Source organism: Lentzea sp. NBRC 105346 (assembly GCF_030269605.1).
Lineage (GTDB): Bacteria > Actinomycetota > Actinomycetes > Mycobacteriales > Pseudonocardiaceae > Lentzea.
The window spans coordinates 677,135-692,340 of the sequence record NZ_BSTQ01000001.1 but is presented as its reverse complement, the minus strand read 5'-3'; the positions used below and the strand labels follow the sequence as shown (position 1 = coordinate 692,340).

Annotated in this window: 15 protein-coding genes; 6 read left to right on the top strand and 9 right to left on the bottom strand. The window is 70.1% G+C overall.

Translation table 11 applies throughout. From position 1 onward, the window contains the following. Positions 1–5: 5 nt before the first annotated feature. Positions 6–464 carry a PPOX class F420-dependent oxidoreductase gene (locus tag QSK35_RS02695; protein ID WP_285742452.1) on the bottom strand — a complete coding sequence of 153 codons (459 nt, stop codon included), beginning with the start codon at positions 462–464 and terminating at the stop codon, positions 6–8. A gap of 10 nt (positions 465–474) precedes the next feature. On the opposite strand from QSK35_RS02695, the gene QSK35_RS02690 reads away from it, so the two are divergent. Further along, on the top strand, positions 475–1,314 hold the full coding sequence (locus tag QSK35_RS02690; protein WP_285741859.1) for an alpha/beta fold hydrolase: 840 nt from the start codon (positions 475–477) through the stop codon (positions 1,312–1,314). Here the strand turns inward: QSK35_RS02690 and QSK35_RS02685 are convergent. From QSK35_RS02685 to QSK35_RS02670, 4 genes are all read right to left on the bottom strand, one after another. Beyond that, a complete protein-coding gene (locus tag QSK35_RS02685) occupies positions 1,307–2,569 on the bottom strand; it encodes a GGDEF domain-containing protein (RefSeq protein ID WP_285741857.1) in 1,263 nt (420 codons plus the stop codon). The two genes, QSK35_RS02690 and QSK35_RS02685, sit on opposite strands and share 8 nt — an antisense overlap. Before the next feature lie 101 nt (positions 2,570–2,670). Then, entirely contained in the window at positions 2,671–3,906 is a 1,236-nt protein-coding gene (locus tag QSK35_RS02680; protein ID WP_285741855.1) for an MFS transporter, read from the bottom strand. Between the two features lie 3 nt (positions 3,907–3,909). Next, positions 3,910–5,379, bottom strand: a complete 1,470-nt coding sequence (locus QSK35_RS02675) for a carboxylesterase/lipase family protein (RefSeq protein ID WP_285741853.1) — start codon at positions 5,377–5,379, stop codon at positions 3,910–3,912. A 3-nt stretch (positions 5,380–5,382) separates the two neighbouring features. Further along, positions 5,383–6,894 (bottom strand): carboxylesterase/lipase family protein, encoded by a 1,512-nt coding sequence (locus QSK35_RS02670; RefSeq protein ID WP_285741851.1) that lies wholly within the window; start codon positions 6,892–6,894, stop codon positions 5,383–5,385. Positions 6,895–7,048: 154 nt separating this feature from the next. Here QSK35_RS02670 and QSK35_RS02665 point away from each other — a divergent pair, with 154 nt between their 5' ends. Genes QSK35_RS02665 through QSK35_RS02655 form a run of 3 tightly spaced genes read left to right on the top strand, consistent with a single transcriptional unit; the run spans position 7,049 to position 9,914 of the window. Next, a complete protein-coding gene (locus tag QSK35_RS02665; RefSeq protein ID WP_285741849.1) occupies positions 7,049–7,690 on the top strand; it encodes an HAD family hydrolase in 642 nt (213 codons plus the stop codon). Beyond that, on the top strand, positions 7,687–8,703 hold the full coding sequence (locus QSK35_RS02660; RefSeq protein WP_285741847.1) for a phosphotransferase family protein: 1,017 nt from the start codon (positions 7,687–7,689) through the stop codon (positions 8,701–8,703). Before QSK35_RS02665 ends, QSK35_RS02660 begins: the two co-directional genes overlap by 4 nt. Further along, positions 8,703–9,914, top strand: coding sequence for an acyl-CoA dehydrogenase family protein (locus QSK35_RS02655; RefSeq protein WP_285741845.1), 1,212 nt, complete (start codon positions 8,703–8,705; stop codon positions 9,912–9,914). Before QSK35_RS02660 ends, QSK35_RS02655 begins: the two co-directional genes overlap by 1 nt. Here QSK35_RS02655 and QSK35_RS02650 read toward each other — a convergent pair. The 3 genes from QSK35_RS02650 to QSK35_RS02640 are packed head-to-tail and all read right to left on the bottom strand — an operon-like array spanning position 9,911 to position 11,415. Next, entirely contained in the window at positions 9,911–10,636 is a 726-nt protein-coding gene (locus QSK35_RS02650) for a poly-gamma-glutamate hydrolase family protein (RefSeq protein WP_285741843.1), read from the bottom strand. The two genes, QSK35_RS02655 and QSK35_RS02650, sit on opposite strands and share 4 nt — an antisense overlap. A gap of 45 nt (positions 10,637–10,681) precedes the next feature. Beyond that, a complete protein-coding gene (locus QSK35_RS02645; RefSeq protein WP_285741842.1) occupies positions 10,682–10,966 on the bottom strand; it encodes a hypothetical protein in 285 nt (94 codons plus the stop codon). A gap of 14 nt (positions 10,967–10,980) precedes the next feature. Continuing rightward, complete coding sequence (locus tag QSK35_RS02640; RefSeq protein ID WP_285741840.1) at positions 10,981–11,415, bottom strand: Hsp20/alpha crystallin family protein; 435 nt, start codon at positions 11,413–11,415, stop codon at positions 10,981–10,983. 103 nt (positions 11,416–11,518) lie between these two features. On the opposite strand from QSK35_RS02640, the gene QSK35_RS02635 reads away from it, so the two are divergent. Then, complete coding sequence (locus QSK35_RS02635) at positions 11,519–12,121, top strand: HSP18 transcriptional regulator (RefSeq protein ID WP_285741838.1); 603 nt, start codon at positions 11,519–11,521, stop codon at positions 12,119–12,121. 58 nt (positions 12,122–12,179) lie between these two features. Then, entirely contained in the window at positions 12,180–13,712 is a 1,533-nt protein-coding gene (locus QSK35_RS02630; RefSeq protein WP_285741837.1) for an outer membrane protein assembly factor BamB family protein, read from the top strand. Here the strand turns inward: QSK35_RS02630 and QSK35_RS02625 are convergent. Then, on the bottom strand, positions 13,709–14,557 hold the full coding sequence (locus QSK35_RS02625) for a S66 peptidase family protein (protein ID WP_285741835.1): 849 nt from the start codon (positions 14,555–14,557) through the stop codon (positions 13,709–13,711). The two genes, QSK35_RS02630 and QSK35_RS02625, sit on opposite strands and share 4 nt — an antisense overlap. Positions 14,558–15,206: the final 649 nt, after the last annotated feature.

Genomic DNA, 15,206 nt, shown 5'->3' with positions numbered 1-15,206 from the left:
TGAATTTACGAAAGACTAGGCGGGAAGCCGCCGGTGGCGATCGGGCCCCAGCGGTCGATGGTGATCCGGATGAGGGACTTTCCCTGGCGTCGCATGGCTTCGCGGTACTCGTCCCAGTCGGGGTGTTCGCCGGCGATGCAGCGGAAGTACTCGACGAGCGGTTCGAGGGCGTCGGGCAGGTCGAGTACCTCGGCGGTGCCGTCGACCTGCACGTAGGGGCCGTCCCAGTCGTCGGAGAGCACGCACATGGTGACCTGGGGCGTGCGCCGGGCGTTGATCACCTTCGCGCGCGACGGGTAGGTCGAGATCACGATGCGGCCTTGCGCGTCGACGCCGCAGGCGACCGGGGACACCTGAGGGCTGCCGTCTTTCCGGCTGGTGATCAGGATTCCGTGGTGGCGGGTGCGGAGGAAGTCGAGCAGTTGCGTGCGGTCGACGACGTCCGCGGTCGCGATCTTCGGCATGATGTGCAGCATGGCACGGTTCACCTCGTACGACGGCACCGAACTCGCTTACCGCACGCTGGGGTCGGGTGAGCCCCTGATCTGCCTGGCGGGCGGGCCCGGCCGGGCGTCGAGCTATCTCGGGGACCTGGGCGGGTTGTCTCAGCACCGGCGGCTGATCGTGCTGGACAACCGGGGGACCGGTGAGTCGGCGGAGCCGGAGAACCCGTTCACCTACCGGCGGGACATGCTGGTGCACGACGTGGAGATGCTGCGCCGGCACCTGGATCTCGACGTGGTCGACGTGCTGGGGCATTCGGCGGGTGCGGGGATCGCGATGGGGTACGCGGTCGATCATCCGGAGCGGGTGGGCAAGCTCGTGCTGCTGACGCCGGCGTTGCGGTCGGTCGGGTTGTCGCCGGAGCAGAGCGACTGGGACACGTTCCTCGCCGAGCGGGCTGACGAGCCGTGGTACGAGCAGGTGACTCGGGCGCTGGCGAACGACGCGGCGGGGGACAACAGCGTCGAGAACCGGGTGGCCGCGTCGCCGATGCTGTACGGGACGTGGAACGAGCGGGCCCAGGCGCACGCGCGGGCCGAGTTGGGTGAGTGGAAGTACGAGGTCGCGCTCGGCTACAACGCGGAGGGGGCGTTCACGCCGGGCGTCATGCGGCGCGGGCTGCAGGAGTTCGACCATCCGGTCCTGGTGTACGCGGCGTCGGCGGATCCGATCTCACCGGTGCGGCGGTGCCGTGAGCTGGTGGAGTTGTTCCCGAACGCGACGCTGGTGGTGCACGAGGGTGCGGGGCATTACGCGTGGGTGGACGACCCGGAGTGGCTGGTGAAGCAGGTGGCCACTTTCCTCACCTGAGGTTGAGGACGGCGACGCGCGTGCGGTCGCGGCCTTCGCCTTTGGCCTGGTAGAGGGCCTCGTCGGCGGCGAGCAGCAGTGGGCTGAGCTCGGTGGCGGTGTCGGGGAAGATCGCGGCGCCGATCGAGGCTGTGAAGTTGGTGATGGTGCGGTCCATGCCGCTGCGGTCGACGACGCCGACTGACAGTGCGCCGATCTCGAACCGGATGCGTTCGGCGGTGGCGCGGACGCCGTTGACGCCGACGCCGGGGAGCAGGACGGCGAACTCCTCGCCGCCGAAGCGGCCGACGAGGTCGTAGGCGCGTACGACGCTCTTGATGGTGTCGGCGACGACGCGCAGGACGCGGTCGCCGGCGAGGTGGCCGTAGGTGTCGTTGATCTGCTTGAAGTGGTCGAGGTCGAGGATCAGGACGCCGACGGTGCTGCCGAGGCGGCGGGAGCGGTCGAGTTCGCGTTCGGCCATCTCGTGCCAGAAGGTGGCGTCGACGAGGCCGGTCTTGGAGTCGGTGCGGGCGGCCATGCGGAACTGGGGCAGCAGCAGGCCCATGTGCAGCGCCAGCACTGTGACCAGCAGCAACGGGGTGAGCCACGGGTGGGAGGTCATGATGATCGCCAGGCCGCAGCCCAGGCCGATGGAGGCGGCGATGATCAGCTGGTCGCTGGGGTGTCCGAACGCGGAGCGGCGGGGCTTGTCCAGGTTCGTCATGATGATCGCGCCCACGACGAGGGCGTAGTTGACGATCCAGTAGACGAACCCGGCGAGGGTGACGCCGAGCAGGCCGGCCGGTCCCTCCAGCGACACCGGTGAGATGGCGAGTAGTACGGATTTTCCCGCCGCGCAGCCGAGGATTACGGTGCACGCGGAGAACAGCTTGCGATGCGGAAGTGCCCGCCTCCGGTAGACCCGGAACCAGGCGTGGACGTAGCTGATGCCGATCAGTGCGACGAGCAGTGGCATCGGTAGCAGCAGTACGCCCGCGAACAGCCACACGGACTGCATGTGCGCGTGCGGTGAGCCTTCGGCGGCGATCTCACGGATCCGTTCGATGCCGCGAGCCGCCTCCAAGTGGACGACGGCCCCTGCCGCCAGCAGGGCGAACCAGGTCCAAGCCAGTGCGTCGGCCGGGGTAAGCCGTGCGGTGGCGACCACGACGAGCGTCGCGGCGGTTTCGACCACCGCGATGTAGGTCAGCACCGGCAGGGAAAGCGACCATAGTTTCCACCGGCGCGGGTCGACCCGACGCAACTCTGCCACCCCCACCTCCACAGGAACCAACAACTGTAGCTACCGGTACACGCAGTGTCGTGGCTCCATGTGGGGGACCTCACTTGAGCACAACAAGGAGCAAGTCATGATCAACCGTACTTCTGCGCCCCGTCCTGGCCGTCCCAACGACTGGTCGCGCCCCAACGACTGGCGTCGTTGCTGAGGGTCCACAGCCATGCCGTGCCGCACGCCGTGAGCACCCCGAGTGCTCCGGCGGCGGCGACGACGAGGTGTGGCGCCCAGTGATCGGCCGCCACACCGGCGGCCGCGACCCCGAGTCCCTGCGAGACGCGCAGGGCGGTCACGGCCAGCCCGAACGACTGGCCGCGCAGTTCGTCCGGCACAGCACGGACGAACGTGGTGGCGGTCACCAGGTGGTATGAACTTCCGGCTCCCGAAAGGGTGAACAGCAGCAGTACTCCGGCCAGGCCCGGCTGCAGGACGCACAGCGTGAGCGGTGCGCAGGCGGCGATGACGAGCAGTGGCATCGCGCGCAGCCGGGCCGGTTCCGTGAGCCGGGCCAGGACGAGCATGCCGGTGGCGGTGCCGGCGGCGTAGGCGGCGAACATGAGGCCGACGGCGATCGGGCCCGCGCCGAGTTCGACGGCGTAGGGCGCGGCGAGGGCCTCGCCGGCGATGTAGAACCCCGAGACGCAGGCCATGGCGACCAGTGCTCGCAGCATGGGGCGCCGGGACACCAGCCGTACTCCTTGGACGAGGTGCCAGGTGCGGTCCCTGACGATCATGGATGCGGGCCGGTGGATGACCCAGCGGGTGATCAGCAGGGCGGAGGCGAGGAACGTCGCGGCGTCGGCGAGCAGCACACCTCGGGCGCCGATCCACGCGACGAGGCCGCCGCCGGTGACGAACCCGGCGACCTGCGCGACCTGGGTGACGGTGTTCATCGCGGCCTGTCCCACGGCGTAGAGCTCGCCGGGCAGGACCTGCGGCAGCAGTGCCGCGCGGGCGGCGTTGCCCGGCGCTCCGGCCAGTTGTGCCGCGACGAGCAGCGTGCACAACAGCCACAGCGGCACCTGCGGTATCGCCATCAACGCCAGCAACAGCGCCCGCACGAGGTCGGTCGTGATCATCACCTGACGGCGCGGGAACCGGTCGGCGAGCCCGGTGAGCAGCGGACCGCCGACCAGGTCGGGCAGGAACGTGAGCGCGTAGGTCAGGGCGGTGAGCCCGGCGGACTCGGTGCGGGCGTAGACGTGGACGGACAACGCGACGCGGGCGAACTGGTCGCCGGCGATGGACACGAAGTGCGCGGCGAACAGTGCCCGGTACTCACCGACGGTGAAGACCTCGCGGAAGCCCGGCACATGTCACAGCATGTCGGACCAGACGCCGCACCTGTGTTCGCTGCCGAAATTGACAGTCCTGATTGCGCCGGGTGCGAGTGATTGGACATCCGAATGGCGCCAGCCGGGGTCACCGGTCCGAGTGAACCGTGCCCACGCTGCGGTCATGTACTCGGCCAGCCGCTGCTGGGCCGGGGTGAGGGGCAGCTTGAAGTCGAACAACGACACGAGCTCCGAACCGTGGTAGGCGCGGTAGGGGAACGGTGGTCCGTCGAACATCAGCGGCGCCTCGGCGTCGGCGTACTCGTAGCCGAAGACGCTCGTGCGGCGCGCCAGCTGGGTTCGGGCCTGCGCGGCCGGGCACGCCCACGTCCGGTCGGTGAGCACCGCGGCGAGCTCCGGCCGCGCGTCGCCGTCGCCGTCGAGCGGGTAACGCGCCTCGATCGTTGACGCCTTCGCGCCGAACAACGTCGTCAGCTCGGATCGGAACCCGGCGGCGTCCATCGGGTCCGGGTAGTCGAAGGCGGTGAACACGGTGTGCTCGTCGTGCGTGGTGCCCAGCAGCACCGGCACGCGGTGGAACCAGCCGTCGCGCAGTGCCCGGATCGGGTCGAACGGCAGTGCGCCCGTGCCGTAGGCGGGCCGGTTGAACGTCTCCGCCACGTCCACCAGCCGCTGCGCGGGCAGTGCCCGCAGGCACGCGAGGTCGTGGCAGCCCAGGTCGGTGGTGGCGCCGAGCCGTTCGATCTCCTCGCGGGGCGCCCAGAACGTCCACTTGCCGCCGCCCGGCTCGGCGAAACTGGTCTGGCAGGCTCCGCTTTGGATGATCGCCTTGTGGAACAGGCCCGTGGTGCGTGGTGTGGTGAGCTGCGCGCACACGCTCAGCCCGCCCGCGGACTCGCCGAAGAGCGTGACGTTGCCGGGGTCGCCGCCGAACGCGGCGGCGTTGCGCCGCACCCACCGCAGTGCGGCCTGCTGGTCGGCGAGCCCGAACGCGCCCGAGCCCGTCAGGCCGGGATAGCCGAAGTAGCCGAACGCGCCGAGCCGGTAGTTGATCGTCACCACCACGGCGCCGGCCCGTGGTGCGAGGGTGCGGGCGTCGTACTCGTTGGCCGAACCGGTGGTGAAGCCGCCGCCGTGGACGAACACCATCACCGGCCGCTTGACGCCTGGTTTCGCGGGTGTGGTGACGTTGAGGTGGAGGCAGTCCTCCTCGGTGCTGCTCGGCGCGCCCGGCCAGCCGGCCTGGGCGCAGATCGGGCCGGGTTTCGTCGCGTCCCGCACGCCTGACCAGGCCGCGGGCGGCTGCGGGTCGCGCCAGCGCAGTGCGCCGACCGGTGGTGCGGCGTAGGGGATCTTCTGGAAGGTGCGGTACGAGGCGGTGACCGTGCCCCGTACCGCACCGGTGTCGATGCGCACCACGTCACCGGTGTCGGCTCGGGCCGGAACGGTGAGCAGTCCGGCCACCAAGACGGCGATCAGTGGTGCGCGCATGCGTCAGCCCTCCCAGAAACCGCCCAACCAGAAACCACACTGGTGCTCAGCCGCGAAGTCGACCGGAGCGATCTTGCCCGGGACCAAGGCTGGCACGATCACCTCGCGCCAGCCCGGAGTGCCGGTTGAGGCGAACCGGCCCCAGGCGCCGATCATGAACTCCGACAGTTTCCGCTGCTCAGGCGTCAGCTGGGTTTGGAAGTCGAACAGGAACTGGAGTTCCGAGGCGTGGTAGGCGAGGTATGGGAACTCCGGCAGGCCGGGGAAGAACATCGGCGCGGTGCGGTCGGCGAACTCGTACCGGTACACCGGCGTGCGCCGGTTGAGCAGCCTGCCGTCCAGCGCCGTGCGGCACGCCCAGGTGTGATCGGTCTCGATCGCCGCGATCTCCGGGCGGACGTCGCCGTCACCGTTGGACGGGTACCGGCGGATGATCTCGTCGGCCTTCGCCTCGCCGAAGCGTTCCGCGATCCACGGCCGGTACTGCGTGTCCGGCAGTTTCGGGTAGGTCAGCGCGATGAACAGTGTCGCCTCGTCGCGGTTGGAGCCGATCAGCACCGGCACCCGGTGGAATCGGCCCGCCTTCAGCTCGGCGGACGGCTCGCGTGGCAGCGTCCTCGTGCCGTACGCGGGGCGGTTGAACTGCCACGCGATCGCCGGGTCGACGAGCTTGGTGGCGTCGACCTTGCGCAGGCACTCGATGCCATCTGGAGATCCATTCGGGCAGCCGAGCGGCAGCTTGGCGCCGATCGCCTCGACCTCCTGGCGGGACGCCCAGATGGTGCCGAACTGGCCGCTGCCCGTGGCGAACGCCAGCGAGCACGCTCCACTTTGGATGATCGCCTTGTGGAACAGCCCGGCGCTGCGGGGCGTGGTGAGCTGCCCGCACACGCTGATCCCGCCCGCGGACTCGCCGAAGATCGTCACGTTGTGCGGGTCGCCGCCGAACGCGCGGGCGTTGCGCTGCACCCAGCGCATCGCGGCCTGCTGGTCGGCCAGGCCGAACGACCCCGAGCCGTTCAGGCCGGGGTAGCCGAAGTTGCCGAACGCGCCCAGCCGGTAGTTGATCGTCACCACCACGATGCCGGTCTGTTCGACGAACTTGCGCGCGTCGTAGAAGCCGCCGGAGCCGGTCTCGAAGCTGCCGCCGTGGATCCACAGCATCACCGGCCGCTTGACGCCTGGTTTCGCGGGTGTGGTGACGTTGAGGTAGAGGCAGTCCTCGTCGGTGCTGCCCGGGTTGCCGAACTGGGCGACCTGGGCGCACTGCGGTGCCGGTTTCGTCGCGTCCCGCGTGCCGGTCCACGCGGCGGCCGGCTGCGGGTCGCGCCAGCGCAGCGGGCCGACCGGTGGTGCGGCGAACGGGATCGCCTGGAACCGGCGGTGGGTGTCGGTGACCGTGCCCTTGACGAGGCCCTTGTCGGTCCGGACGACGCTCGTGTCATTGGTCTCGGCGTTGGCCGGGAGTGGAGCGGCCAGCGCGAGAACAGCCAATGCCGTCAACAACATTCGCATGGTGTAACCCCCTCTTCACCTCGAACGTATCGAGCCGTGCCACCGAATTCGGCCTGCGAACGGCGCCAACCCCATGAGCCGAACGTCGACGTTCCGGTGACCGGACCCGATACCACCTGTTGCCGACATACCGACCGGTCGGTACCCTCCGGTCGTGGCCGACGACGAGCAGATAGCAGCGCTGGTGCTGGACTGGGGCGGTGTCATGACCGTGTCCGTCCCCGAGTTCGTGGGGGACTGGCTCGAGTCCGAGGGCATCGACCGCCAGGTCTACGGCACGATCATGCGTTCGTGGATGGGCCGGGACGCCGATCCCGCCAACCCCGTGGCACGCCTGGAGACCGGTGAGCTGACCGCCAGGGAGTTCGAACACCTCCTGGCCGCCGAGCTGATCACCACCAGCGGCGCCGCGGTGAGCCCCAAGGACCTGCTGCGCCGCATGTTCGGAACGGCGACACCGGATCCGGAGATGGTCGAGCTGGTGCGTTCGGCGAAGTCGAACGGCGTTCGGACGGCGCTGCTGTCCAACAGCTGGGGCGAGGGCTATCCGGCGGACCTGCTGACAGAGCTGTTCGACATTGTCGTCATCAGCGGCCGGATCGGGCTGCGCAAGCCCGACCCGCGCATCTACGAGCACACCGTCAAGCAGATCGGCCTGCCGGCGCGGCAATGTGTGTTCTTCGACGACGCGCCGGTCAACGTCGAGGCCGCGCGGGCCGTGGGCCTGCACGCGTTCCGGCACACCGACGCCTCTTCCACGAAAGCCAACCTCAAGACTCTGGGGGTGACCTGGTGACCGACCACAATGATCGAGCGCTGCCCGGTCTCGACCTGGGCAAGCTGGCCGCCTACCTCAAGGTGGACAAGCTCGACGGCGAGCTCATCCCCGGCGGCCGCTCCAACCTGACCTACCGGGTCACCGACGGCACCCAGCGGTGGGTGCTGCGCCGCCCGCCGCTGGGGCACGTGCTGGCCACCGCGCACGACATGTCACGCGAGTACCGGGTGATCTCCGCCCTCGGCCCGACGCGGGTGCCCGTACCGCACGCCGAGCTGCTGTGCGAGGACACCGACGTGATCGGCGCGCCGTTCTACCTCATGGAGGAGTGCTCGGGCACGCCGCTGCGCGAGCAGCAGCAGGCCGCGTGGCTCACTGCCGAACAGGCGACGACATTGTCGAACGACCTGGTCGACGTGCTGGCCGATCTGCACGAGGTCGACCCCGCCGCGGTGGGCTTGAGCGACTTTGGCCGGCCCGACGGGTTCATGGCCCGCCAGGTCGCCCGGTGGGGCAAGCAGCTCGACAACTCCCGCAGCCGCGACCTGCCCGGCATCGACGAACTGCGTGAGCGCCTCGCGAGCACGGTGCCGGACTCGCCGAAGGCGACGATCATCCACGGCGACTACCGCCTGGACAACTGCCTCGTCACCGAGGGCACCCCGAAGATCACCGCCGTGCTGGACTGGGAGATGTCCACGCTCGGCGACCCGCTCGCCGACCTCGGCCTGCTCTACGTCTACTGGGCCGGGCTCAACATCGAGAACGACCCGATCACCGGCACCGTCCCCTCGCTGCCGGGATTCCTCAGCGCGGACGACATTGTCGAACGCTATTCGGATCGCACCGGCACCGACGTGAAGAACCTCGGCTGGTACATCGCGTTCGGCTACTTCAAGCTCGCCGTGATCCTCGAGGGGATCCACTACCGCTTCACCACCGGCAAGACCGTCGGCGCCGGTTTCGAGAAGCTCGGACAGTTCACCCTGCCGCTCGTCGTGCAGGGCCTCGCCGCCAGCAAGGAGCAGTGATGGACTTCGCGTACGACGCCAAGACGGTGGAGCTGCAGGAGAAGCTGCTGCAGTTCATGGACGAGTTCGTCTATCCCGCGGAGGCCACCCTCGAGGAGGAGGTCGCCGCGGCGACCGACCCGTGGGCCCGCACCCCGGTGATGGAGGTGCTCAAGGCCGAGGCCCGCAAGCGCGGCCTGTGGAACCTCTTCCTGCCCGACGCCGAGCACGGCGGCGGCCTGACGAACCTGCAGTACGCGCCGCTGGCGGAGATCACCGGCCGCAGCCCGCACCTCGCCCCCGAGGCGCTCAACTGCGCCGCGCCGGACACCGGCAACATGGAGGTGCTGGCGATGTTCGGCACCGAGCAGCAGAAGAAGCAGTGGCTGCAGCCGCTGCTCGACGGCGAGATCCGGTCGGCGTTCTGCATGACCGAACCGGACGTGGCATCGTCGGACGCCACCAACATCTCCACGCGCATCGAACGCGACGGCGACCACTACGTCATCAACGGCCGCAAGTGGTACGCCTCCGGCGCGATGGCCCCCAACTGCGCGATCTTCATCGTGATGGGCAAGACCGACCCGACCGCCGAGCGGCACCGCCAGCAGTCGCAGATCCTGGTGCCGCGCGACACCCCCGGCGTCAACGTCGTCCGCGGCATGCACGTGTTCGGCTACCCCGACGGCACGCACGGCGGGCACGCCGAGATCGTGTTCGACAACGTCCGCGTGCCGGCGGAGAACCTGATCGCCGGTGAGGGCGAGGGCTTCGCGATCGCGCAGGCCCGCCTCGGCCCCGGCCGCATCCACCACTGCATGCGCCTGATCGGCATGGCCGAACGTGGCCTCGAGCTGATGTGCAAGCGGGCTCAGTCGCGTGTCGCGTTCGGCAAGCCGCTCGCCGCGCAGGGCGTCGTGCAGGAGTGGATCGCCGAGTCCCGCGTCCGCATCGAGCAGGCCCGCCTGCTCGTGCTCAAGACCGCGTGGCTGATGGACACCGTCGGCAACAAGGGCGCGCACACCGAGATCCAGGCCATCAAGATCGCCGTGCCGGCGATGACCGAGTGGGTGCTCGACAAGGCCATCCAGGCCCACGGCGCCGGTGGCGTCAGCCAGGACACCCCGCTGGCCGACCTGTGGGCGGGCACCCGCACGCTGCGCCTGGCCGACGGGCCCGACGAGGTGCACCGCATGTCGCTCGCCAAGCGGGAGCTCAAGAAGTACAGCTAGTTCTGGCTCTGCTGTCTGCCGGGCCTCGTGGCGGCGATCGCGCATCGGGTCGCCGCCACGAAGTCCCAGAACACCGCCGTCGTCGAGGTCTTGCGCTCCGACCGCGTGTTCGTCTCGAACATCGCCGCCCGCAGCGGCGTCGTCAGCTCCAGCTGCGCACCCCGCTTGCGGCTCGTCCGGTTCGCGATGTTGGTCCGGTCGTAGCCGCCCAGCTCGGGGTGGTCGATCGCGTCGATCGCCTGGAACCCCGCCCGCCGCAACCGGGTCAGCAGCAGTCCCCGCAGCACCGCGTCGCGCCCGCCCACCAGCACCGCGCGCGCGTAGTCGGGTAAGCCCGCCGCCACCGCCGTACACCCGTGCAGGCCCAGCGCGTGGCTCGACTCCGACACCATCTCCAGCGCCACCCGGTCGTCGCAGTTCGACGACGTGACGTGCAGCAGGTCGTTGGCGTAGGAGCGCAGCCCCTCGAACATCCAGTAGTCGTAGGTCTGCCCGATCGGCACCCGCGTCGCCGGGTGATAGCCGGCGATCGCCAGGCACAGCTCGGACGTGCCGAACTCGATGCCGCCGCCGTGCGGGGCGAGGATCGTCGCGGACGTGCGGGGGCGGTGCCGCTTGAAACGGCGCCGGTAGTCCACCCGCTCCACCATCCGGGGGTCGGCGTAGATGTCGGAGTTGGACGCGTAGACGTCCACCGCCGACCACTGGGGCTGGGGTCTCATGGCGGCCAGGATCTTATCCGCCACGCGCCACGGCCCCCGCGCGGATCACCGCACGGGGACCGTCTCACTTCGACAGGCCGCATCCCGCAGGGGTACCCGCCGAGGCGGAGACCGCTGCCTGGCTCCCCAGGTCACACCGAGGATTTCGGGTGGCCAGGGCATGCCGCGTACCGGGGGAAGGCCCGCGCCGCCGGGCGGTGCGGGGCGCGGGGCCGGGATCGGCGGCACGTCGTCCCAGCCCGCCACGATGTCGTCGAACTCGGCCCGCAGCAGTTCGGGATCGGTGAGCACCAGATCGGCGAACTCGCGGTCGAGAGTCCGGGCCGTCACCGCGTACCGCCCGTTTACGCGTCGATCTCCTTGCGGCCGGTGTCCGCCGAGCCGATCTCGATCTTGCGGGGCTTGGCCTTCTCGGCGATCGGGATGCGCAACGTCAGCACACCGCTGTCGTAGTTGGCCTTGATCCTGTCGGTGTCCAGGGTGTCGCCGAGGAACAACTGGCGGGAGAACACGCCCAGCGGCCGCTCGGACACCTGCATCTCGACGTTGTCGTCGGTGACCGGACGGCGTTCGGCCTTCACGGTCAGCACGTTGCGTTCGACGTCCAGCTCGATCGCGTCGGGAGTGACGCCCGGAAGATCGAAGCAGACCACGAACTCCTCACCCGCCCGGTAGGCGTCCATCGGCATCGCCGTCGGACGGGACCAGGTACCCGGCGTGCCGAACACCTGCTGGGTCAGCCGGTCCAGCTCACGGAACGGGTCGGTGCGCATCAACATCTGACACCTCCTCGAATCAGCACGACATGTTGTCGACGCGCGCTGATTCCGTTGTACCATGTCGTCGTAACGATGACAACTCTGATGTCGTCGAGAGGGTGACATGGGGATCGAGGACTATGAGACCGTCCGCGACACCGCCACGGGCGAGGCCGGCGAAGTCAGCCGCGCCGAGGTGCTGCTCGCCCTCGAGATGTTGCGCCAGCTGCGCGACGAGCTGGACGAATGGGAGCCGCGGCTGATCGCGACCGCCCGCGAGATCGGCGTCAGCTGGGCCGCGCTCGCCCCCGCACTGGGCGTCGCGAGCCGCCAGGCCGCCGAACGCCGCTACCTGCGCGTGCGGCAGACCGGTCACCAGGGCACCGGCGACCAGCGGGTGCAGGCCGAACGCGACCAGCGTGCCGGCGACCGCGCCGTGCGTGACTGGGCCCGCCGCAACGCCGCCACCCTGCGCCGCATCGCCGGCCTCGTCGGCGAGTTCGACCAGAACGTCCACAACGCGCTCGCCGCCGACGACGCCGCCACGCTCCTCGGCCCGCTCGCCGACGCCCACCCCCACCTGCGGAACGCCCACCCCCGCCTGGCCGCCGAGGTCGCCGGCATCGCCGAGCAGACCGAACTGCTGCGCCGCGTCACCCAGGAACAGCGCATCAACCGATCGGCTAACGGACGGTCCACCATCGGTAGCGCAGATCAGGATCTTTAGCGGATCGTGCCACCCCTCGCACCGCTGCCAGGCTTCGCGGTGTGAAGGGGGAATCACCATGCTGAAACCATTGGCCGCGGCCGCCGTCATCCTGATCACCAGCGCCGCGCCCGTCTCCGCGTCCCGGTCCGCCGACTGGCCCGGCTGGCAGCACGATCTCGCCGGCAGCCGCCACAACGCCGCCGAGTGGCGGCTCAACCCGCGCACCGTCGGCAAACTCAAGCTCAAATGGGCGTTCACGTACGAGGCGCAGGGTGCGTTCCTGCGCAGTCAGCCCGCCGTCGCCGGCGACACCATCTACTTCGGCGGGCCCGACGGGAAGTTCCGTGCCCGCGACGCCCGCACCGGCGCCGAGCGGTGGACGTTCACGCTCCCGCGGCCGCTGATCAACTCCGACGGTCCGGCCGTCGCCGGTGGCAAGGTGTACTTCGGCACGATCGGCGGCCACGTCTACGCACTCGACCAGCGCACCGGCCACCAGGTGTGGCACCAGCAGATCGACACCACCCCGACCGCGGTCGTCACCAGCTCGCCGATCGTGCACGACGGCCGCGTCTACGTCGGCGTGTCCAGCGGCGAGAACACCCTGCCGCGCGACCACCCGTGCTGCACCTTCCGCGGCCACCTCGACGCCCTGGACGCGAACTCCGGCGCCCTGGCGTGGCGCTACTACACCGTGCCGCCGCCACAGCAGAACGGCACCTGGCCCAACGGCGTCCCGCGGTTCGAGCCCTCCGGCGCCGGGGTGTGGAGCTCACCGGTCATCGACGCCCGCACCGGCACGCTCTACGTCGGCACCGGCCAGAACTACACCGGCGTCGGCGGCGACTTCGACACCCTGCTCGCCCTGGACCTGCGCACCGGCACACCCCGATGGCGCAACCAGGTGACCAAGGCCGACACGTGGCGCACCGCGTGCAACGAACCCGACCCCGACGGCTACTGCCCGGGACTCAAGGACGGCACCAACCTCGACTACGACATCGGCGCCACCCCGAACCTGTTCACCGCGGGCGGCCGCAAACTCGTCGGAGTCGGCCAGAAGTCCGGTGTCTACCACGTCTTCGACGCCACGACCGGTGAAGTGGTGTGGCGGCGGCAGCTCGGCGTCCCGCTGCCCAGCGGCGGCGTGTCCGGCATCCAGTGGGGCTCCAGCTACGACGGCAAGCGCCTCTACATCGCCACCTACTACGCCGATCCCGGCAAGCTCTTCGCCGTCGACCCGCTCACGGGCAACGTTTTCTGGGAGACCCCGGCACCCGCCTCGGGCTGCACCACCGGTGGGGTGGCCGGGCATCCCGACTGCGCCCCGGCGTTCGGTGTCGCCGTCTCCACCACCCCAGGTGTGGTGTATCTCGGTGGTGTCGACGGCAAGTTCCGCGCCTACTCGGCCGCTTCCGGTGCCGTGCTGTGGACCTACGACACCATCGCCGACGTCGTCGGCGTGAACGGGCTGACCGGGCGCGGTGGCGCCATCTCCGGAACCGGCGGCGGGGCCGTCATCTCGCGCGGCATGGTCTACGTCCAGTCCGGCTACGCGCCCGACTACGGCAGCCCGCACCCGCACGTGCTGCTCGCGTTCGGCCTCTAGAGGATCTTCAGCGTCCGCAGATCGGCGTCCAGCTCGGCCCGCACACCCAGTGGCAGGCTGAGCTGGCCCGCGCAGTGCCCGAACCCGAAGTCGCTCAGGATCGGCACCTCCAGCGGCCGCAGCCGATCCTCGAGCACGGGGCCGACATCGCCGCAGCCGGTCCAGCTGCCGAGCAGCAGCCCGGCGACCCCGTCGAAGAACCCGGCCCTGATGAGCTGGGTCAGCATCCGGTCGACCCGGTACGGCTCCTCACCGATGTCCTCCAGCAGCACGATGGCGCCGTGCGGCGGCGTGAACTGCGGGATGTTCGCCGCGAGCAGCGTGAGGTTCCCGCCGATCAGCACACCCCGCGCCACCCCCGGCGCCATCGTCGCGCCGCCGTCGAACCACAGCTTCGGCGCGAACAGGGCCCGCTTCAGGTTCGCCTGCGCCACCGGATCCTTGACGAATGCCTCGGTGCCCGGCATCGGCCCGAACAGTGAGGACCTGCCGAGGGTGTGCAGCTCCGCGTGCAAGGTCGTGACGTCGCTCGACCCGACGAAGAGCTTCGGCGGCAACGACGCCCAGTCCACCTGGTCGGCCATCCGCATGCAGCCGTAGCCGCCACGCACGCAGATCACGGCCTTAACCTCCGGGTTCAGCCACGCCGCCGTGAACTCGGCCGCCCGCGCCGCGTCACTTGCCGCCAGATAGTTCAGCTTGTCCGGCGGCCCGCCGGCGAGCACCGGCTCGTCGACCGCGAGGCCCCACGACCGCAGGATCGCCACCCCCTGCGCCACCAGGTCGGGCGCGGCCGGGCCCGCGGGGGAGACCAGCGCGACCCGATCACCCTGCCGCAACATCATCCGGTCACCCACTTGTCCACAGGGGCCTTCGGTGCTCGCCCGCACTGTCGGTGTCGCGTGGCAGAGTAGAAAACGGGGGTCCCCCGAGCCGGGGGACACCTGTTTCGTCGTCGGTGCCAGGCGACTGCAAGTACTACCAGCGCCTGATCAAATCGCTGTGAACCGTTACCCGGCGCGGACCACGCTCTTACCGCGGGTCGCCCCGCCTGACAGGTTCGCGATCGCGGTCTCGACGTCACTCGGCGGTGACGTCGATGCGCACCGACCCGCCGGCGACCAGGGCCATCGCCCGCACGGCGCCGGCGGCCAGCGTCTGCGGCCGGGTCCGGCTCGCCACGTTGCTGTTGTAGGTGTCCCCGCATCAGCAGGTCGTTGGCCGACACGGTGACCGGTTCGAAGGCGGCGAGGTTGCCGTACACCACGATCCGGCTGTGCGGCGCCAGCCGGGCCAGGTTCCCCGCCCCTGGTCGCGCCGCCGACCGGATCCAGGATCACGTCGGACCGTCTCGTCGCCGAGGGCGTCGGGGAACTGGTCCCGCACCAGCACGTCGTGGTAGCCGAACCGGCGAGCGAGCCGACTCCACCGGCGGCGGCGTGAACGAGCACGCTGTCCCCGCCGCGCACCCGAGCTGCCGAGTTGATCAGGTCG

Excerpts from the sequence above, each read along its gene's own strand:
- QSK35_RS02695 (WP_285742452.1), bottom strand. The coding sequence starts at position 464 with ATGCCGAAGATCGCGACCGCGGACGTCGTCGACCGCACGCAACTGCTC.
- QSK35_RS02690 (WP_285741859.1), top strand. The coding sequence starts at position 475 with ATGGCACGGTTCACCTCGTACGACGGCACCGAACTCGCTTACCGCACG.
- QSK35_RS02675 (WP_285741853.1), bottom strand. The coding sequence starts at position 5,379 with ATGCGCGCACCACTGATCGCCGTCTTGGTGGCCGGACTGCTCACCGTT.
- QSK35_RS02670 (WP_285741851.1), bottom strand. The coding sequence starts at position 6,894 with ATGCGAATGTTGTTGACGGCATTGGCTGTTCTCGCGCTGGCCGCTCCA.
- QSK35_RS02655 (WP_285741845.1), top strand. The coding sequence starts at position 8,703 with ATGGACTTCGCGTACGACGCCAAGACGGTGGAGCTGCAGGAGAAGCTG.
- QSK35_RS02650 (WP_285741843.1), bottom strand. The coding sequence starts at position 10,636 with ATGAGACCCCAGCCCCAGTGGTCGGCGGTGGACGTCTACGCGTCCAAC.
- QSK35_RS02640 (WP_285741840.1), bottom strand. The coding sequence starts at position 11,415 with ATGTTGATGCGCACCGACCCGTTCCGTGAGCTGGACCGGCTGACCCAG.
- QSK35_RS02635 (WP_285741838.1), top strand. The coding sequence starts at position 11,519 with ATGGGGATCGAGGACTATGAGACCGTCCGCGACACCGCCACGGGCGAG.
- QSK35_RS02630 (WP_285741837.1), top strand. The coding sequence starts at position 12,180 with ATGCTGAAACCATTGGCCGCGGCCGCCGTCATCCTGATCACCAGCGCC.
- QSK35_RS02625 (WP_285741835.1), bottom strand. The coding sequence starts at position 14,557 with ATGATGTTGCGGCAGGGTGATCGGGTCGCGCTGGTCTCCCCCGCGGGC.